General features: G+C 42.2%; 12 protein-coding genes. 9 read left to right on the top strand and 3 right to left on the bottom strand.

Going from position 1 to position 21,517, the window contains the following annotated elements:
- Positions 1-326 precede the first annotated feature (326 nt).
- The 5 genes from I1J71_RS05735 to I1J71_RS05715 all read left to right on the top strand — a co-directional run bounded on the left by I1J71_RS05735 (position 327) and on the right by I1J71_RS05715 (position 16,044).
- A complete protein-coding gene (locus I1J71_RS05735) occupies positions 327-3,929 on the top strand; it encodes a DNA-directed RNA polymerase subunit beta (RefSeq protein ID WP_195184051.1) in 3,603 nt (1,200 codons plus the stop codon).
- Between the two features lie 32 nt (positions 3,930-3,961).
- Complete coding sequence (rpoC, locus tag I1J71_RS05730) at positions 3,962-7,612, top strand: DNA-directed RNA polymerase subunit beta' (RefSeq protein WP_195184050.1); 3,651 nt, start codon at positions 3,962-3,964, stop codon at positions 7,610-7,612.
- 255 nt (positions 7,613-7,867) lie between these two features.
- Positions 7,868-13,960 (top strand): CshA/CshB family fibrillar adhesin-related protein, encoded by a 6,093-nt coding sequence (locus I1J71_RS05725; protein WP_195184049.1) that lies wholly within the window; start codon positions 7,868-7,870, stop codon positions 13,958-13,960.
- A gap of 145 nt (positions 13,961-14,105) precedes the next feature.
- A complete protein-coding gene (locus I1J71_RS05720; RefSeq protein ID WP_195184048.1) occupies positions 14,106-14,669 on the top strand; it encodes a sugar O-acetyltransferase in 564 nt (187 codons plus the stop codon).
- Between the two features lie 154 nt (positions 14,670-14,823).
- Positions 14,824-16,044, top strand: coding sequence for a carbohydrate-binding domain-containing protein (locus I1J71_RS05715; RefSeq protein WP_195184047.1), 1,221 nt, complete (start codon positions 14,824-14,826; stop codon positions 16,042-16,044).
- Between the two features lie 62 nt (positions 16,045-16,106).
- Here I1J71_RS05715 and I1J71_RS05710 read toward each other — a convergent pair whose 3' ends face one another.
- The 3 genes from I1J71_RS05710 to I1J71_RS05700 all read right to left on the bottom strand — a co-directional run bounded on the left by I1J71_RS05710 (position 16,107) and on the right by I1J71_RS05700 (position 17,509).
- The gene (locus tag I1J71_RS05710) at positions 16,107-16,310 is read right to left on the bottom strand and encodes a CsbD family protein (protein ID WP_000020982.1); all 204 of its coding nucleotides are present in this window, start codon (positions 16,308-16,310) and stop codon (positions 16,107-16,109) included.
- A gap of 117 nt (positions 16,311-16,427) precedes the next feature.
- A complete protein-coding gene (locus I1J71_RS05705; RefSeq protein ID WP_195184046.1) occupies positions 16,428-17,060 on the bottom strand; it encodes a DUF421 domain-containing protein in 633 nt (210 codons plus the stop codon).
- Entirely contained in the window at positions 17,057-17,509 is a 453-nt protein-coding gene (locus I1J71_RS05700) for a DUF3290 family protein (RefSeq protein ID WP_049508129.1), read from the bottom strand. The genes I1J71_RS05705 and I1J71_RS05700 overlap by 4 nt, the downstream gene beginning before the upstream one ends.
- 175 nt (positions 17,510-17,684) lie before the next feature.
- Between I1J71_RS05700 and I1J71_RS05695 the strand changes: the two genes are divergently transcribed.
- From I1J71_RS05695 to rpsD, 4 genes are all read left to right on the top strand, one after another.
- A complete protein-coding gene (locus tag I1J71_RS05695) occupies positions 17,685-18,449 on the top strand; it encodes a nucleoside phosphorylase (RefSeq protein ID WP_195184045.1) in 765 nt (254 codons plus the stop codon).
- Positions 18,450-18,481: 32 nt separating this feature from the next.
- A complete protein-coding gene (locus tag I1J71_RS05690) occupies positions 18,482-19,858 on the top strand; it encodes a TrkH family potassium uptake protein (protein ID WP_195184044.1) in 1,377 nt (458 codons plus the stop codon).
- A gap of 13 nt (positions 19,859-19,871) precedes the next feature.
- On the top strand, positions 19,872-20,540 hold the full coding sequence (locus I1J71_RS05685; protein WP_195184043.1) for a potassium channel family protein: 669 nt from the start codon (positions 19,872-19,874) through the stop codon (positions 20,538-20,540).
- Between the two features lie 201 nt (positions 20,541-20,741).
- The gene (rpsD, locus tag I1J71_RS05680; protein WP_004253981.1) at positions 20,742-21,353 is read left to right on the top strand and encodes a 30S ribosomal protein S4; all 612 of its coding nucleotides are present in this window, start codon (positions 20,742-20,744) and stop codon (positions 21,351-21,353) included.
- Positions 21,354-21,517: the final 164 nt, after the last annotated feature.

The following is a 21,517-nucleotide window of genomic DNA, read 5'->3' as shown; positions in this document are numbered from 1 at the left end:
CCACAACTATATTAAAGCAAGAAAAATCCTTCAAAGGACTTGAAAAATTAGAGAAAATCGGGTATAATATGAGTAATCATTTGTCGTAGGTTTTGTCTGAAATATTGTCCGGACAAGGCTCACAGCAGTTAAATCTCCTGAAAAAAGTCAGATTTAACTGCTCTTTTTGTGCTTTTTTTCGGTATTTTTTGCATCTGTAACAGAGATTTAAAGATTCTGAAAAATTAGTCAAGGGGGATAAGTTGATAGGGGTTTTAGAACCATTAAACGATAATTATTAGCTTAGACGACTAAGCTTGGAACTTTATTTACAAAGGAGAATCATCTTGGCAGGACATGACGTTCAATACGGGAAACATCGTACCCGTCGTAGTTTTTCAAGAATCAAAGAAGTTCTTGACTTACCAAATTTGATTGAAATTCAAACTGATTCATTTAAAGATTTCCTAGACCATGGTCTGAAGGAAGTGTTTGAAGATGTATTGCCAATTTCAAACTTCACAGAAACAATGGAGTTGGAATTTGTTGGCTACGAAATCAAAGAACCTAAATATACGCTTGAAGAAGCTCGCATCCATGATGCAAGTTATTCAGCACCAATCTTTGTAACTTTCCGCTTGATTAACAAGGAAACTGGCGAAATCAAAACTCAAGAAGTCTTCTTTGGTGATTTCCCAATCATGACTGAGATGGGTACTTTCATCATCAATGGTGGTGAACGTATTATCGTATCACAGTTGGTGCGCTCTCCAGGTGTTTACTTTAATGATAAAGTAGACAAAAATGGTAAAGTGGGCTACGGTTCAACTGTTATCCCTAACCGTGGAGCTTGGTTGGAACTGGAAAGTGACTCAAAAGACATCGCCTATACTCGTATCGACCGTACACGTAAAATTCCATTTACGACTTTGGTTCGTGCACTTGGTTTCTCAGGCGATGACGAAATCTTTGATATCTTTGGTGACAGCGAGTTGGTTCGCAACACTGTTGAAAAAGATATCCATAAAAACCCAATGGACTCTCGTACAGACGAAGCTTTGAAAGAAATTTATGAGCGTCTTCGTCCAGGTGAACCAAAAACTGCTGAGAGTTCACGTACCTTGCTTGTGGCTCGTTTCTTCGACCCACGTCGTTATGACTTGGCAGCTGTTGGACGCTACAAGATTAACAAGAAATTAAATATTAAAACTCGTTTGCTCAACCAAACAATTGCTGAACCATTGGTGGACCCTGAAACTGGTGAAATCTTGGTTGAAAAAGGTACTGTTATGACTCGCGATGTCATCGAAAGCATCGAAAGTCACTTGGATGGCGATTTGAATAAGATTGTCTACACTCCAAATGACTCAGCTGTTTTGACAGAACCAGTTGTTCTTCAAAAATTCAAGGTTGTGGCACCAACTGATCCAGACCGTGTTGTAACAATCATCGGAAATGCAAATCCAGATGATAAAGTTCGCACTATCACTCCGGCAGATATCCTTGCTGAAATGAGCTACTTCCTAAACTTGGCTGAAGGCATCGGTCGTATCGATGATATCGACCACCTCGGAAACCGTCGTATTCGTGCTGTTGGTGAATTGCTTGCCAACCAAGTACGCCTTGGACTTTCACGTATGGAACGTAATGTTCGTGAACGTATGTCTGTTCAAGATAACGAAGTATTGACACCTCAACAAATCATTAACATCCGTCCAGTGACTGCGGCGATCAAAGAATTCTTTGGTTCTTCACAATTGTCACAGTTCATGGACCAACACAACCCACTTTCTGAGTTATCTCACAAACGTCGTTTGTCTGCCTTAGGACCTGGTGGTTTGACACGTGACCGCGCTGGATATGAAGTGCGTGACGTGCACTACACTCACTATGGTCGTATGTGTCCAATCGAAACACCTGAAGGACCAAACATCGGTTTGATCAACAACTTGTCTTCTTACGGGCACCTCAACAAGTATGGTTTCATTCAAACACCATACCGTAAGGTTGACCGTGCAACTGGTAAAGTTACCAACGAAATTGTTTGGTTGACTGCCGATGAAGAAGATGAATACACAGTAGCTCAGGCTAACTCTAAATTGAACGCAGATGGAACTTTTGCTGAAAAAGTTGTCATGGGACGTCACCAAGGGGTTAACCAAGAGTATCCAGCGTCTAGTGTAGATTACATGGACGTTTCTCCTAAGCAGGTAGTTGCCGTTGCGACAGCATGTATTCCTTTCTTGGAAAACGATGACTCCAACCGTGCCCTCATGGGAGCCAACATGCAACGTCAGGCTGTTCCGTTGATCGATCCTAAAGCGCCTTTCGTTGGTACTGGTATGGAATACCAAGCAGCCCATGACTCAGGAGCGGCAGTTATTGCACAACATGGTGGTAAGGTTACCTATGCGGATGCGGACAAAGTAGAAGTTCGCCGTGAAGATGGTTCCCTTGATGTTTACCACATCCAAAAATTCCGTCGTTCAAACTCAGGTACTGCTTATAACCAACGTACCCTTGTTCGAGTTGGCGATGTTATCGAAAAAGGTGACTTTATCGCTGATGGACCTTCTATGGAGAAAGGTGAAATGGCGCTTGGACAAAACCCAATCGTTGCCTACATGACATGGGAAGGTTACAACTTCGAGGATGCCGTTATCATGAGCGAACGCTTGGTGAAAGACGATGTTTACACATCTGTTCACCTTGAAGAATACGAATCAGAAACTCGCGATACAAAGCTTGGGCCTGAAGAAATCACTCGTGAAATTCCAAACGTTGGTGAAGATGCCCTTAAAGATCTCGACGAAATGGGTATCATCCGTATCGGTGCTGAGGTTAAAGAAGGGGATATTCTTGTAGGTAAAGTAACACCTAAGGGTGAAAAAGATCTTTCTGCTGAAGAGCGTCTCTTGCACGCTATCTTCGGTGACAAATCTCGTGAAGTTCGTGACACTTCCCTTCGTGTACCACACGGTGCCGATGGTGTCGTTCGTGATGTTAAAATCTTTACACGTGCAAACGGTGATGAATTGCAATCTGGTGTCAACATGCTGGTTCGCGTATACATCGCACAAAAACGTAAGATTAAGGTCGGAGATAAGATGGCCGGACGTCACGGAAACAAAGGGGTTGTCTCTCGTATCGTTCCTGTAGAAGACATGCCTTACCTTCCGGATGGAACTCCAGTCGATATCATGTTGAACCCACTTGGGGTGCCATCACGTATGAATATCGGTCAGGTTATGGAACTTCACCTTGGTATGGCGGCTCGTACTCTTGGCATTCACATCGCAACACCAGTCTTTGACGGAGCAAGTTCTGAAGATCTTTGGGACACTGTCAAAGAAGCAGGTATGGACAGCGATGCTAAGACGATCCTATACGATGGACGTACTGGTGAACCATTTGATAACCGTGTGTCAGTTGGGGTCATGTACATGATCAAACTCCACCACATGGTTGATGATAAATTGCATGCTCGTTCAGTCGGACCATACTCAACCGTTACACAACAACCACTCGGAGGTAAAGCTCAGTTTGGTGGACAACGTTTCGGTGAGATGGAGGTTTGGGCGCTTGAAGCCTATGGTGCATCAAATGTCCTTCAAGAAATCTTGACTTACAAGTCTGACGATATCAACGGACGTTTGAAAGCTTATGAAGCTATTACAAAAGGAAAACCAATTCCAAAACCAGGTGTTCCAGAATCATTCCGAGTTCTTGTAAAAGAATTGCAATCTCTTGGTCTTGACATGCGTGTCCTTGACGAAGATGATCAAGAAGTGGAACTTCGTGACCTTGATGAAGGAATGGACGAAGATGTCATCCACGTAGATGACCTTGAAAAAGCCCGCGAAAGAGCAGCTCAAGAGGCTAAAGCAGCCTTTGAAGCAGAAGAAAATGCAAAAGCGGAAACAACAGAAGAAGCTGCTGAACAAGAATAAGCAGTTCACTTATAATAGAAAGGGAAGAAATAGTGGTTGATGTAAATCGTTTTAAAAGTATGCAAATCACACTAGCTTCTCCAAGTAAAGTCCGTTCATGGTCTTATGGAGAAGTCAAAAAACCTGAAACAATCAATTACCGTACGTTGAAACCAGAACGTGAAGGACTCTTTGACGAAGTGATCTTTGGTCCTACAAAAGACTGGGAATGTGCTTGTGGTAAATACAAACGCATTCGTTACAGAGGGATTGTTTGTGACCGTTGTGGTGTTGAAGTAACGCGTACAAAAGTTCGTCGTGAACGTATGGGACACATCGAGTTAAAAGCTCCTGTATCTCATATCTGGTATTTCAAGGGGATTCCAAGCCGTATGGGCTTGACCCTTGACATGAGTCCTCGTGCCCTCGAGGAAGTTATCTACTTTGCTGCTTACGTGGTGATTGATCCAAAAGATACACCACTTGAGCACAAATCTATCATGACAGAGCGTGAATACCGTGAACGCTTGCGTGAGTTTGGTCATGGTTCATTCGTTGCCAAAATGGGTGCCGAAGCTATCCAAGACCTCTTGAAACAAGTAGATCTTGAAAAAGAAATTGCTGAACTCAAAGAAGAGTTGAAAACAGCTACTGGACAAAAACGTGTGAAAGCTATCCGTCGTTTAGATGTTTTGGATGCTTTCCACAAGTCTGGAAACAAGCCTGAATGGATGGTTCTTAACATCCTTCCAGTTATTCCACCAGACCTTCGTCCAATGTTGCAGTTGGATGGTGGCCGTTTTGCCTCATCTGACTTGAACGACCTTTACCGTCGTGTTATCAACCGTAACAATCGTTTGGCTCGTTTGCTTGAGTTGAACGCACCAGGTATCATCGTTCAAAATGAGAAGCGTATGCTTCAAGAAGCGGTTGACGCTTTGATTGACAATGGTCGTCGTGGTCGTCCGATCACAGGTCCAGGTAGCCGTCCACTTAAATCATTGAGCCACATGCTCAAAGGGAAACAAGGACGCTTCCGTCAAAACTTGCTCGGTAAACGTGTTGACTTCTCAGGACGTTCCGTTATTGCCGTTGGTCCAACTCTTAAGATGTACCAATGTGGTGTGCCACGTGAAATGGCAATCGAGCTCTTTAAACCATTCGTTATGCGTGAAATCGTTGCGCGCGATATCGTTCAAAACGTTAAAGCGGCTAAACGCTTGGTAGAGCGTGGAGATGAACGTATCTGGGATATCCTCGAAGAAGTTATCAAAGAACACCCAGTACTTTTGAACCGCGCACCTACCCTTCACCGTTTGGGTATCCAAGCCTTTGAACCTGTCTTGATTGACGGTAAAGCCCTTCGCTTGCACCCGCTTGTCTGTGAAGCCTACAATGCCGACTTTGACGGTGACCAAATGGCCATCCACGTACCACTTTCAGAAGAAGCCCAAGCAGAAGCTCGTATCTTGATGCTTGCTGCTGAGCATATCTTGAACCCTAAAGATGGTAAACCAGTTGTTACTCCATCTCAGGACATGGTTTTGGGTAACTACTACTTGACTATGGAAGAAGCTGGTCGTGAAGGCGAAGGTATGGTCTTCAAGGATCGTGACGAAGCTGTCATGGCTTACCGCAATGGTTATGTTCACCTCCACTCACGTGTTGGTATCGCAACAGATAGCCTTAACAAACCATGGACAGAAGAGCAAAAACACAAAATCTTGCTTACAACTGTTGGTAAAATCCTCTTCAACGATATCATGCCAGAAGGACTACCTTACTTGCAAGAGCCAACAAACGCTAACTTGACAGAAGGTGTTCCGGCTAAGTACTTCTTGCCATTAGGTGGAAATATCAAGGAAGCTATTGAAGGACTTGAACTCAACCCGCCATTCAAGAAGAAAAACCTTGGAAATATCATCGCTGAAATCTTCAAACGTTTCCGTACGACAGAAACATCTGCCCTACTTGACCGTATGAAGAACCTTGGCTACCACCATTCAACTCTTGCAGGTTTGACAGTGGGTATTGCTGATATTCCAGTCGTTGAAGACAAGGCTGAAATCATCGAAGAATCACACAAACGTGTAGAACAAATCACAAAACAATTCCGTCGTGGTATGATCACAGATGACGAACGCTACAATGCTGTTACAGCTGAATGGCGTGCTGCCCGTGAAAAACTCGAGAAACGTTTGGTTGCCAACCAAGATCCTAAGAACCCAATCGTTATGATGATGGACTCTGGAGCCCGTGGTAACATCTCAAACTTCTCACAGCTTGCCGGTATGCGTGGTCTGATGGCTGCTCCGAACGGACGTATCATGGAATTGCCAATCCTTTCAAACTTCCGCGAAGGTTTGTCAGTACTTGAGATGTTCTTCTCAACTCACGGTGCCCGTAAAGGTATGACTGATACGGCCCTTAAGACAGCCGACTCAGGTTACTTGACTCGTCGTTTGGTTGACGTTGCCCAAGACGTTATCATTCGTGAGGATGACTGTGGAACTGACCGTGGTCTCTTAATCCGTTCTATTACTGAAGGTAAAGAGATGATTGAGTCTCTTGAAGAACGTCTCAATGGTCGTTACACTAAGAAAACTGTTAAACACCCAGAAACTGGTGCAGTTATCATTGGTCCAAATGAATTGATCACAGAAGACAAGGCGCGTGAAATCGTTAATGCCGGTGTTGAAGAAGTAACCATCCGCTCAGTATTTACATGTAACACTCGTCATGGTGTCTGCCGTCACTGTTACGGTATCAACTTGGCGACTGGTGATGCGGTTGAAGTCGGTGAAGCAGTTGGTACAATCGCTGCCCAATCTATCGGGGAACCTGGTACACAGCTTACAATGCGTACCTTCCACACGGGTGGGGTTGCCTCAAATACCGATATCACTCAGGGTCTTCCTCGTGTCCAAGAAATCTTTGAAGCCCGCAATCCTAAAGGTGAAGCGGTCATCACAGAAGTCAAAGGGGAAGTTACAGCAATCGAAGAAGATGCTTCAACTCGTACTAAGAAAGTCTTCGTTAAAGGTGAAACTGGCGAAGGCGAATACGTGGTACCATTCACAGCACGTATGCGTGTCCAAGTTGGAGATCAAATCTCTCGTGGTGCAGCATTGACAGAAGGTTCTATCCAACCAAAACGTCTCCTTGCTGTACGTGATGTCTTGTCAGTTGAAACTTACCTCCTCGGTGAAGTACAAAAAGTATACCGTAGCCAAGGGGTAGAAATCGGTGACAAACACATCGAGGTAATGGTTCGTCAAATGATCCGCAAAGTTCGTGTCATGGATCCAGGGGATACAGACCTTCTCATGGGTACTCTCATGGATATCAACGACTTTACAGATGCCAACAAAGATGTTCTTATCGCAGGTGGTGTTCCAGCAACTGGTCGCCCAGTCCTTATGGGAATTACCAAAGCCTCACTTGAAACAAATAGTTTCTTGTCAGCTGCTTCCTTCCAGGAAACAACTCGTGTCCTTACAGACGCAGCTATCCGTGGTAAGAAAGACCATCTCCTTGGTCTCAAGGAAAATGTTATCATCGGTAAGATTATCCCAGCTGGTACAGGTATGGCACGTTACCGTAACCTTGAACCACAAGCAGTCAACGAAGAATCCCTCCTTGCAGATTCACAAGAGGAAGAGCAAGTGGATGTCCAAGTAGAGACTGTGGAAACAAGTGAATAGTCTTATTTAGTTAAAAGAGGGGCTTTCCCCTCTTTTGGCATGTTTAGGCCCTGAAAATTATATGCAAATTTTCTGAAAAATGGCAATAAATTGAAATTAAGTTAACCTAATTTTATGTCTCGAAATGATGAGCATAATGCTTGGTTTTTAAGTACAATAGTGCTAAAATAAGACGTTGCATGTTTAGAGGTTTTGAAAAACAATGCATAAAATATAACAATATATACACTCCCTAAAGGGTATTGGAGGTAAATCATGAAAAATGATCTGTTTAACGACCGAATTAGTCGATTCTCGATCCGTAAGCTTCATGTAGGAGTTTGCTCGGTCTTACTCGGAACGTTAGTGATGCTCGGAACGGCTACAGGTGTTGGAGCTGATGAAGTAACACAAGAAAAACAAGTTGATGGAGTTGCAACTACAACAGAAGCAGACAAAACAGAGGCTCCTGTAACTACAGAAGCAGCAGAAGCAGCACCTGCTAAAGAAGTAACGTATCAAGCAGAAGCAGCGCCTGCAGTTTCTACTGAAGTAAAACCTGAGCTTAATAGGGACAAATTGGCAACTTACGTTGCTGAAATTGAAGCAAACGTGGCAAATGGTAAATACAGTAACAAGACAGACGAGAGTGTAGAGGTTCTTAAAGCTAGTCTTGCGAACGCTAAAAATGCACTTACTTCTGCTACAAGTCAAGCTGAGTTGGATGCAGCTTATCAATCACTTGTAACAACTGTCAATGCTAAACTTAAAAACAAAGAAAAAGTTGTAGCCGAAGAAAAAGTAGCAACTGCTGATAAGACAGAAGCAACAACTGGAAAACCTGCAGAAAACACAAAGCCAGCTGAAGGTACTAACGCAATCGCAAATACAGGGAAAAACGACCCTCGTAATGGTAAAGAGATTGATAAGAATACTGCCTTCCGTGCAGATACTGCAACAGCTACTGGAATTGGTGCAGACGTTGAAGACGCAACTTCTACACCGAAAGTTGAAAAACCAGGCTTTACAACAAATGTAAAAGCCGCAGACCTTGCTAGTCAAATCTCTTGGTTGGACTTTGGGGATACTGCTAACTGGACAGGTACAACGACAACGTCAGATGGCAAACTTGCACTTCAAGTCGGCGCGACCTACACCAAGGAAATTATGCCGGGCTATGTGGTTACCATCAAAGTCAAGTCTTTGAAACCCTTCCAAGCGACAGAAATATACAAAAAACGCCTTGAAGAACGAGGAGCAACAGAAGCTGAAAAAGCTACCTATGATCCAAATGCTAGAAATGGTTATGTGAGTGGGAGTTCTGATAGGACTACCAAAGCTGCATTTGCTGCTGGTGAGGAAGCCAAAGTTATTGCTGAAGCTCAAAATCGCTGGACAGAAGTACGAACAGAAGGCATCAATACTGGTACTAAAAAAACAACTATCAGTTCCGACTTGAACGGCGGTAATATTGGGGTTCAGTTTGAAGTCTCCGCTACTTTCCGCGGGAAAGTAGTCAGACCAGCCGTTGTCATGGCAGATGGCGAGTCCGCTAACCCAGGTGAGGTGGTTATGTTCACCACCAACGGAGAAGGATGGCAACACATTGGTGAATGGTATAAGAATGGTGATAAGTCAACTAGAACTTATGCCCCACAAGATCTTACTTATTATTTTGACCCAGCGAATAATTTTAGTTATTTTAAACCAGTTCCGGTTGAAGGAATTGAAATTCGAAATTGGAATACACAACAACTTCGTGATTCCACGCAAGCGGGACCAGACAAAAAAGCAGTTGCCTGGAAGTATTTTCAAAGTGCTGATTTAACAACTGCTGGACTTGGAACGGGTGTCTTTGGTCCAAACGTATCAGCTAGTAAATTTGCTGTTCCCCTTGTTATGACAAAGGGGGCTTCTGAAATTGGATTATATATCGCATCTTCAGGTAAACAATCAGCAATGCTTGGTTTCTTCCCACTTGATGAAGGAGATGCGCCTGAATCATACGGTAAGGCAGTTCATTCAATTGCAACTGTGGATGGGATTACCGGTAAGAAAGTAAACCAACCTTATCTCGGCCACTTGAGTCCTGATATGGATGAAAACAATACCCTTGATTGGACTGGTGACGATAAAGCGACAACGGCTGATGAAGGCATCGACCAATTGCTTCCGAATGACCTCAAAGGAAAAACCAATGAGTTGATCAAGATGGATCGTACAAAACCAGGGAATTATACGATTACTGTTGAAGCTCATACAGACGGGGCGCCTCAAGCCAATATTTATGGTTGGGTTGACTTTAACCAAAACGGTACCTTTGATGAAGACGAACGCTCTGATTTAGCAACCATTACTAAGGATGGAGCCGTTACCCTAAGATTCACCAAGAGCAAAACCTATATCGATCCTAGTGTCAACGAACTAGGAGTACGGTTACGAATTGCTAAGGATGCTGCTCAAATTGAGAGTCCGACAGGAATGGCCTTTTCAGGGGAGGTTGAGGACTTCAAGACTCAAATCACCCACCCACCAAAAGGAGAATTCAAAGAAACAAGTGGTCTTCAAGGGGCGAAGCAAACTGCAACTGTAGCCTTTACTGCTCGAGGTTTGCAAGGCTATAGCTTAACTGAATCAGCAAAAATTGATGAAACAGTAGCACCATACATTGTCGATGCAAATGGGAACAAGGCTACTTTGGATGCTGAAGGCTACTATGTCGTACCAGGTCAAGGTAAATATAAGATTACCGCAAATGGTAAAGACGTAGATGTGGAATTCATCCCAGAAGATCACTTCCTTGGAACAGCTGATGGAATTTCAATCCGTCGTACAGATAGTAATGGCTACGATACTGGTTGGTCAACTAAATTCCCAGATAAGGAAGCCAACGTTGATACAGTATTAAAAACAATGGATGGTCTTTACATCCCAACAGTAACTCCAAGTGAAATTGAAGGTGTTGATAAGACTTCAACTGATGTCCAAGGAGCAACTCAAACAGGTACACCAACTTTTAACACAACTCTTACAAATGCTAATGGTGAAAAGATTGCTGTCACTCCAAGCTTGGAGTATCCTGCTAAATTGGTGGATCCAGCAACTGGTCAAGTAACCAATGCAGCGTCTGTAACAGTAGCAGGCGAAGGAACATACTCAATCGATGATGCTACAGGAGAAGTTACCTTTGTTCCAGAACCAGGATTTACTGGTACTGCAAAAGGTATTACTGTATCATTGACTGCACCTGTCGGAAGAGATAAAGATGGAACAGTTCGTGATGAATACCTCAAGACTGCTACGGCTAAGTACACACCAACTGTAACTCCAGTTACAATCACACCAACAGATAAAGTGTCTGAGGACGTCCAAAACGTTCCACAAACTCAAACTCCTACATTTGAGTTGAGCAACGATAAGACTGCGAAAATCACAAGTAAGAAATTGGTAGATCCAGCAACTGGTCAACCTACTGATGAAACTACTGTGACAGTTCCAGGAGAAGGAACTTACACTATTGATCCTACTACAGGAGCGGTAACTTTCACTCCAGAACCAGACTTTGTCGGAACAGCTAAAGGCGTTAAGGTTCAAGCAACTGCAACTATTACAAATGCTAATGGTAAGACTGCAACCATTACTTCAGATGCGACCTACACACCAACGGTTGTGCCAGCAGTTCCAACTGCAAGCCCTGCAACTTCAAAAGATATCCAAGGTGCGACTCAAACCGGTACACCAACCTTTGCAGGAACAACTGTTCAAGTAAATGGTGAAGATAAAGCTATTACCATTAAAGACAATAGCTACACATTGCTAGATAAAGATGGTAACGAAGTTTCAACTACACCAGCTTATGCTGAAGATGGAACAACACCAATCGGTACATTCACAATCGACCCAGCAACTGGTACTGTAACATTCACACCAACTGATAAGTCTTACACAGGTAAAGTAACGCCTGTTAAGGTTCAAGCTGAAAGCTCAAACGGAATCAAGGTTGATACAACTTACACACCTGAGATTGTTCCAGTAACACCAACTGCAACACCAGCTGAAACAACAGACATCCAAGGCGCAACTCAAAAAGGTAAGCCTGAATTCAAGGGTGGAACTGTTACAGTTGATGGAGTAGAAAAAACTGTTCCAATCAACGAAGATGTTCCAGCAACATTTGAAGATGGATCTACAACTAAGACTGTTGAAGGTGTTGGTACTTACACAGTGGCACCTGACGGCACTGTTACATTTGTACCAGAAAAATCATTTGTTGGTAAAGCTCCATCAGTGACAGTTGTTCGTGAAGATATGAACGGAACAAAAGCTTCTGCAACATATACACCAACTGTAACACCAGTAACACCAACAGCTGAAGATGCTACTTCAACTGACAAACAAGGTCAAACACAAACAGGCAAACCAACATTCACACCAGGTAACTCAGACGTACCAATGGATGATGATGTCCCAGCAACATTTGAAGATGGATCAACAACTAAGACTATCCCAGGTGAAGGAACATACACAGTAGCACCAGACGGAACTGTAACCTTCGTACCAGAAAAATCATTCACAGGAACAGGAACAGGTGTGACTGTTAAACGTGTCGATAAGAACGGTACCCCAGTAACAGCTAAATACACACCAACAGTAACGCCAGTAACACCAACAGCAACACCAGCTGAATCAGTTGCACCTCAAGGTGTGGTTCAAACTGGTACTGTTACCTTCACAGAAGGTGACCCAGTTGCACCAATCGACAAGGATACCATCACTCTTCTTGACGAAAATGGTCAACCAGCTGCATCAGTAGATGCTAAATCACCAGAAGGCAAGGTTATCGGTACCTTCACAGTTGACAAGAAAACAGGTGTTGTAACCTTCACTCCGACTGACAAGTCATACTCAGGTGATGTCGTTCCAGTTAAGGTTCAAGCTAAAGACGCTAACGGTACTGCTGTAGAAACAACTTACACACCTAAGATTACTCCAGTAGTTCCAACGGGTGAAGATGTTACATCAACAGATATCCAAGGTAAGACACAAACAGGTAAACCTAAGTTTACAGAAGGTGATCCAAGTGTACCAATGGATGATGATGTTCCAGCAACCTTCGAAGATGGTTCAACAACTAAGACTATCCCAGGAGAAGGAACATACACAGTAGCACCAGACGGAACTGTAACCTTCGTACCAGAAAAATCATTCACAGGAACAGGAACAGGCGTGACTGTTAAACGTGTAGATAAGAACGGTACACCAGTAACAGCTAAGTACACACCAACCGTGACACCTATCAAACCAACAGCAGAACCAGTAACATCAACAGATATTCAAGGTCAAACACAAACAGGCAAACCAACATTCACACCAGGTAACTCAGACGTACCAATGGATGACGATGTTCCAGCAACCTTCGAAGATGGTTCAACAACTAAGGTAATCCCAGGAGAAGGAACATACACAGTAGCACCAGACGGAACTGTAACCTTCGTACCAGAAAAATCATTCACAGGAACAGGAACAGGCGTGACTGTTAAACGTGTAGATAAGAATGGTACACCAGTAACAGCTAAGTACACACCAACAGTAACACCAGTAACACCAACAGGTGAACCAGTTACAACTATTGGACCTAAAGGTAAAGAACAGTCTGGTAAACCAACATTCAAGGAAGGCGATAGCCGTGTTCCAATGAATGATGACGTTCCAGCAACATTTGACGATGGTTCAACAACTAAGACTATTCCAGGTGTTGGTACTTACACAGTAGCACCAGACGGAACAGTAACCTTCAAACCAGAACCTGAATTTACAGGAACAGCTCCATCAGTTACAGTTGTTCGTGAAGATATGAACGGAACAAAAGCTTCTGCAACATACACACCAACAGTAACACCAGTTACTACGTTTGTAGATAAAGATGGGAATCCTATCCCAGGTTACCCAACAGTAGATGGTGAACAACCAAAAGCTGAAATCCCAGGTTACCGCTTCGTTGAGACTAAGAAATTGCCAAACGGTGATACAGTACATGTCTACGAAAAGATCACAACAACTCATGTTGACGAAAATGGAAACCCAATTCCAGGATATCCAACCGAGGATGGAGAACAACCTAAGAAAGATATTCCAGGATATGAGTTTGTGAAGACTGTTGTAGATGCAAATGGAAATATCCAACACATCTACAAGAAAGTTGTAACTCCAGAAAAACCAGAAGCTCCAGTTAAACCGGCTCCAGCTAAGGAAAATACTCCTCAATTGCCAAACACAGGTACTAAGGATAATGCTAGCCTTGCTGCTCTTGGTTTAGTAGGTGTCTTGAGTGGATTTGGACTTATCGCTCGTAAAAAGAAAGAAGACTAATCAATTCTGTAGAATAGTGAGAAAGTCACCTTTCTAATTAAAAACTAGTACAGCCAAAGATGTACTAGTTTTTTTATCTCTTTGCTGCTTGTTTTAAGGATAGAACTATGCTACAATCTTGTAAAATAAACAAGGATATCAAGATATGAAAAGTGAATACCAAAAAATGATTGCGGGAGAACCCTATCACCCGTTCGATCCAGAACTTCGTGCTCTAGCACAAACAGCAAGACAAAAGCAAGCTTCCTTTAATGAAGAAGTCAATCCAATAAAAGGTATGGAAATCATCAAAGGATGGTTTGGTTCGACTGGTGAAAATCTCTATGTCAATACTCGTTTGGTAGTGGATTATGGTGTCAATATTCATTTGGGAGAAAATTTCTATTCCAATTGGAATCTGACCATGTTGGATGTTTGTCCTATTACCATTGGCGACAATGCTATGATTGGTCCTAACTGCCAATTTTTAACACCTCTTCATCCACTGGATCCAGATGAACGAAATTCAGGTTTAGAATTTGGGAAACCCATTACGATTGGCAAGAACTTCTGGGCAGGTGGTGGGGTTATTGTCCTTCCAGGTGTTACACTAGGTGATAACGTTGTTGCAGGAGCAGGAGCTGTCATTACCAAATCTTTTGGTGACAATGTAGTTCTGGCAGGCAACCCAGCACGAGTTATCAAGGAAATTCCAGTTAAAGAAAACTAAAAGAACAGCAAAATGCTGTTCTTTTTTGTACCATAAGCAATGATTATTAATGAAGTTCGGATGGGGTTAAGAAAACTTTTAGAAAAAGTTTAGGCTTGTTTTAGGAAAGTCACGTAGACTAAGAGCATGTAAAATGAAAGTCGAGGAAACGAGCATGAAAGCAAAAAAATGGACATTCTTATTAACGAGTATAGCAACTCTAGCACTAGTAACAGCTTGTACCCAGTCAACTTCAAATACAACAGCTAGCAATACTGCGACAACGAAAACGACATCCACTACAGATGCTAAGAAAACTAACTATTTCACAGACAAGGACTACGATACTTCCTACGATGAAAAATCTGCATCAACTGTGACGCTGTCTGGATCTACTGCAACTGTTTCTGGTGAAGGAGTTGCTGTGTCAGACTCTACCGTTACCATCTCTAAGGCAGGAACCTATGTCATATCTGGTCAATCCGACGGAGTTCAAATCAAGATTGAAGCCGAAAAGACTGATGATGTACATATTGTTCTAAAGGGTGTGGTCATGACCAATACCAATGCAGCTATTTCCGCTACATCAGCTGGTCATGTTTACCTAACTCTAGCAGATGGCACAACCAATAGCCTCTCAGATTCAGCTTCTAATAGTGATGAAAAAGCTGATGCAGCCCTCTTCTCTAAAGTGGACTTGACTATCAACGGTAAGGGAACTCTCAATGTAGACGGCAAGAAAAATAATGGTATCAAGGCCAACGATACACTTCACATCACGGGTGGGACCTACAACATCACAGCAGTCGGAGACGCTTTTAATGTCAATGATGAACTCAACATTACCGGCACAACCATGGCTATCGATGCCAAGGAAGACGGAGTTAAGGTCGACAATGATGAGGACACATCTGTAGGAACCATGTATCTCTCTGACAATACCATCACTGTTACTGCTGGAGATGATGGTATCCACGCATCAGGTGATTTGGTGATTGATAGTGGTACCTATACCGTTAAGAATTCTACAGAAGGGCTTGAAGGTAAGTCAATCACTATCAACGGTGGAGACATCACCATCTACTCAACAGATGATGGTGTCAATGCAGCCAACAAAAACGCCCAACAAAGTGAAATCTTCTTTACTATGAATGGTGGGAACTTGACGGTTGAAGTTGGTCAAGGGGATACGGATCCAATTGACTCAAATGGTAACATTACTGTTACGGGAGGAACCATCAAAATGACTGGTCAAACTGGTTTTGACTTTGATGGAACAGCGACTTACACAGGCGGAGACATCTATCTCAATGGTGAAAAACAAACTGAGATTGCCAATTCTATGCCTGGTGGAGGTGGACCTCAAGGAAATGGAGGCCCTGGTGGACGACCATAAAAGAAAATCTCCTTTCTCGAAAGAGAAGGGAGATTTTCTTATGTTATTAGGACGAAAAAGAATTATTCTCCGTCTTTTTTAAAGATGTTTTTTACGCCAGATACTGCACCTTCGACAGCTTCTTTTGCATCTTCAGCAACTTCTTTAGCTTTTGAAGCTACCTTTTCTGCAGCTCCTTCTGCTTGAGTTTTTGTATCGCCAGTTAGTTTACCAAAACCTTCTTTAACAGAACCTTTAGCTTGGTTGAATTTTTCTTCGATTGACATGGGGGATACCTCCGTTAATTTTTTGTATTATCTGAATTACATCAGATATTAATTTAAGTATATACCCTTTTATGCTAAAAAGCAAAAAACTGATACGAAAAGCATCAGTTTATTTTTTTAATAGGTTACAACATTTAATTGACCTTTATCATACTCGGCGATAAAGATATTTGAGACTTCTTCGAAACCTTCTTCTTTCAATTTCTCAGTTAGCCACTCCTCGGATTTGCCAATTGTTTCTAGGATTTCAACTTGGACAACACCATCTGTAATGACTGGGTATTTAGGATTCTCGTCACCCATTCTTACAACAATTAGCTGCCCATTTTGCTCAATCACAGCTCTCTTGACATCCTTCAGTTGGAAAATTCCTTGAGCGCGCAATTTAAGAGCTACATCTGCAGCCGCAAGACCTTTTGAGCGACAGGCTTCAGGATCTAACTTACCATTTTTGATGATAATAGTTGGTTTTCCGTCAATCAGATGTTTGATGAAGGAAACATTGGTATTCAACCATTTAAGGAGTAAAATGAGAATAGTCCAAATAATGAGGATAACAATGTATTGGATGATGGTAATAGAACTATTGTAGATAACCCCACCGATAATACCCCCGAGAACAAAGTTCTGGATTTGGTCCACTGCAGAACTTGGTGCTAGATTTCCTTTACCTGTTACGTTAATAACAAAAACAAGAGAAAGAAGCCCCAAGGCCAATTTAATTGCAATTGTAGCAAAAAAGCTTATCATTTTTCAACCTCCACGAGTTCAACATCTGATTTATAGAGTTCCATTTTTTCTAATAAATAGCTATCTTGGTCAGTCCCGCTAATGGCACGATAAAAATGTTCGCCAACCTTAATAATAGCTCCATCAGTTACTGCTGAGGTATTGACATAGACCTCTTTTTTATCTACACCTAATTCTTTTGAAACGACTTCGATAAAGTTTAGGGAAGAGCGGAATTGATTATCATTGGATTGACTGTTTTGAAGATTCGTAATGCTTATCAAAACGAATGCGATTAAGGTCAAAATAGAAATGAGCGATAATTCACGGAACTTGCTCCCTTTTTTATCTTTGAAAGCTTTAAATGCAAAAAATCCAGTCACGATAAGCAGTAAAGCTGATACGATAATCATGACCCAATTCTGTTGACTAATCTGGCTTAGAACATAGTCGTATGAATAGAATTTCATAAGATTTCTCCCTTTTTCAAATTCAATCTATTATAAACTAATTCCTAAGCTATAGCAAGTTTATTACGACGGGAAAAGCATTTCATTGTTGTTTCATACTTAAGATAAGTTTTTCTCTCATCTTGACTTTCGTTTAGCTTTTGTTATAATAGTACAAATTTAGAGGAGGTACTCTATGATTCAAAAACATGCCATTCCTATTTTAGAGTTTGATGATAATCCTCAGGCAGTCATCATGCCAAATCACGAAGGATTAGATTTACAGTTGCCAAAGAAGTGCATCTATGCATTTTTGGAGGAGGAGACTGACCGCTTTGCTCAGGAAGTAGGGGCGGAGTGCGTTGGGGAGTTTGTGTCTGCCACTAAAACCTATCCTGTTTATGTCATGAGTTACAAGGGTGAGGAACTATGTCTGGCTCAGGCTCCTGTTGGTTCTGCCCCGGCCGCCCAGTTTATGGATTGGTTGATTGGCTATGGTGTGGAGCAAATCATTTCCACTGGTACTTGTGGAGTCCTAGCCGATATAGAGGAAAATGCCTTTCTCGTCCCTGTTCGCGCTCTGCGAGATGAGGGGACCAGCTACCACTATGTAGCGCCTTCTCGTTATATGGAGATGCAGATTGAGGCTATCTCTGCCATTGAGCAAGTCTTGGAACAACTAGGCATTCCTTATGAAGAGGTCATGACTTGGTCGACAGATGGTTTTTACCGAGAAACAGCTGAAAAAGTTGCCTATCGTAAGGAAGAAGGTTGTGCAGTTGTGGAGATGGAGTGTGCAGCTCTTGCAGCAGTTGCCCAGCTTCGAGGAGTCGTTTGGGGACAACTTCTATTTACAGCCGACTCTCTAGCGGATTTAGAAAATTATGATAGCCGCGATTGGGGTTCAGAAGCTTTTGACAAGGCCTTAGAACTCTGTCTTGAAATCGTTAGTCATATGTGACTGCTTTAACTGTTTTATGGTACAATGTAACTATGTTATTCAAATCATTTTCGGAAAAAATAAACACGACCTTGGGACGTTTATCACCTGCTCGTCGAATTTTTTTAAGTTTTGCTTTGGTTATTTTCGCAGGCTCTCTTCTTTTGAGTCTGCCATTTGTGCAAGCAACAAGCTCCCAAGCAACCTATTTCGACCATCTCTTTACAGCAGTATCCATGGTCTGTGTGACAGGACTCTTTACTCAACCAGTAGCTACTACATATAACATCTGGGGTCAGTTAATCTGTATGTTTTTGATCCAGATTGGTGGTTTGGGTCTCATGACCTTTATAGGGGTCTTTTATATTCAAAGTAAGCAAAAGCTAAGTCTTCGTAGCCGTGAAACAATCCTGGAGAGCTTTAGTTATGGAGAAACTCAGTCTTTAATGGTTTTCATACGTTCGATTTTCTTGACGACTTTTATCGTTGAAGGACTCGGAGCCTTCCTGTTAAGTTTTCGTTTTGTTCCGGAATTTGGTTGGGGCCGAGGAATTTTCACCTCTATTTTCGTAGCTATTTCAGCTTTTTGTAATGCTGGTTTTGATAATATTGGAAGTACAAGTTTAGTAGCTTTTCAAACTGATCCTTTGATTAATCTAGTGCTTGCTGCTTTGATCATCACAGGCGGTCTAGGGTTTATGGTTTGGTTTGACCTGGCCACGCAGTTGAGCAAGAAAAAACGTCGGCTTCGCTTTCATACCAAATTGGTTCTCTTCTTGACCGCAGGAATTTTATTTACTGGAACAGTTTCAACCCTCTTGATAGAGTGGAACAATCCGGGAACGATTGGCAATCTCAGCATCCCTGATAAATTGCTAGTCAGTTTTTTCCAAACAGTTAGCATGAGAACGGCAGGTTTTGCTTCTATTGATTACACCCAGGCTCGGCCTGTTACTTTGATGATTTATATTTTACAAATGTTTCTCGGTGGGGCGCCTGGTGGAACAGCCGGGGGGCTTAAAATTACAACCTTCTTTGTCTTATTGGTCTTTGCACGCAGTGAACTTTTAGGATTACCCCATGCCAATGTAGCTCGGAGAACAATTTTACCTCGGACAGTCCAAAAATCATTCAGTGTCTTTATTATCTTCTTGCTAACTTTCTTGCTGGGCTTGATCCTGTTAGGGGTGACCGCAGAAGGGAATCCGCGCTTTATCTACATCATGTTCGAAACAATTTCTGCCCTTGCTACGGTCGGAGTAACTGCAAATTTGACACCAGAGTTAGGCAGATTAGCTCTTAGCATTGTCATGCTATTGATGTTTATCGGACGAATTGGGCCACTCACACTGTTAGTCAGTTTGGCTGAGTATCAACCAGATAAGAAAGATATGATCCACTATATGAAAGCAGATATTACCATAGGATAAGAAAGGATAAACTATGTCAGATCGGACAATTGGAATTTTAGGTTTGGGAATTTTTGGGAGTAGTGTACTTACTGCTCTCGCTCAGCATGATATAAATATAATCGCCATTGACGACCATGAGGAGCGAATCAATCAGTTTGAACCAGTCTTGGTACGTGGAGTTGTTGGAGATATAACAGATGAAGAGCTCTTGCTCTCAGCAGGAATTGATACCTGCGATACAGTTGTGGTGGCAACTGGGGAAAATTTAGAATCTAGTGTGCTTGCAGTCATGCATTGCAAGAGTCTAGGAGTACCAACTGTTATTGCTAAGGTTAAAAGCTATACAGCAAAAAAAGTCCTTGAAAAAATTGGCGCAGATTCAGTCATTTCCCCAGAATATGAGATGGGTCGTTCGTTGGCGCAGACTATTTTATTTAATAACAGCGTTGATGTTTTTCAGTTGGACAAAAATGTCTCGATAGTCGAGATGAAAATTCCACGGTCGTGGGCAGGTAAGAGTCTAAGTGAACTTGATCTTCGAGGACAATACAATCTTAATATTCTTGGTTTTCGTGACTATGAAAATGCTCCTCTAGACGTTCAGTTTGGTCCAGATGATCAATTGAAAGCTGATGGCTATATGATGGCAGTAATCAATAACCAATATTTAGATAATCTAGCAGCATTTGATAAAAATTAAAAAATAAAACTTCTTTACAAAATAAGAAATTAATGGTACAATAGCCTTTGTGTGAAATAGCAGCAGGAAAGCATGAAGCTCGTCAACAGGTGTCTTATAACAAGTAACCTTGGCTGTTTAGGCGAAGGGCATCTGCACGAATCAGGGCTTTCTAAGTGACTATTTCCGCCGAAATTATATTTATATTAGGAGGACATACACATGTCACGTTATACAGGACCATCTTGGAAACAAGCTCGTCGCCTTGGCCTTTCACTTACAGGTACAGGTAAAGAATTGGCACGTCGTAACTACGTACCAGGACAACACGGACCAAACAACCGTTCTAAATTGTCAGAATACGGTTTGCAATTGGCTGAAAAACAAAAACTTCGTTTCACTTACGGAGTGGGTGAAAAACAATTCCGTAACTTGTTCGTACAAGCTACAAAAATCAAGGGCGGAATCCTTGGTTTCAACTTCATGCTTCTTTTGGAACGTCGTTTGGATAACGTAGTTTACCGTCTTGGTCTTGCGACTACTCGTCGTCAAGCTCGTCAATTCGTAAACCACGGTCACATCCTTGTTGATGGAAAACGTGTTGATATCCCATCATACCGTGTAACTCCAGGTCAAGTAATCTCAGTTCGCGAAAAATCATTGAAAGTTCCAGCTATCCTTGAAGCAGTTGAAGCTACTCTTGGACGTCCAGCATTCGTATCATTCGATGCTGAAAAATTGGAAGGTTCATTGACTCGTTTGCCAGAACGTGATGAAATCAACCCAGAAATCAACGAAGCACTTATCGTTGAATTCTACAACAAGATGCTTTAAGATAAGATTTTATATTGTAAGAAGCCTACAACAGTGGGCTTTTTTCTTTGTAAAAAACAAAAAATAAGAAAAATTTATCTCAAGTTCTTGACAAGAATCTAAAAGTAGGTATAATAGAAAGAGTTGACAAGCTCACGGTCCGTTGGTCAAGTGGTTAAGACACC

The sequence above is a fragment of the Streptococcus infantis genome, assembly GCF_015546995.1.
GTDB classification, from domain to species: Bacteria; Bacillota; Bacilli; order Lactobacillales; family Streptococcaceae; genus Streptococcus; species Streptococcus infantis_J.
The sequence above is the reverse complement of the archived record's forward strand: the minus strand, read 5'-3'. Positions and strand labels throughout refer to the sequence as shown.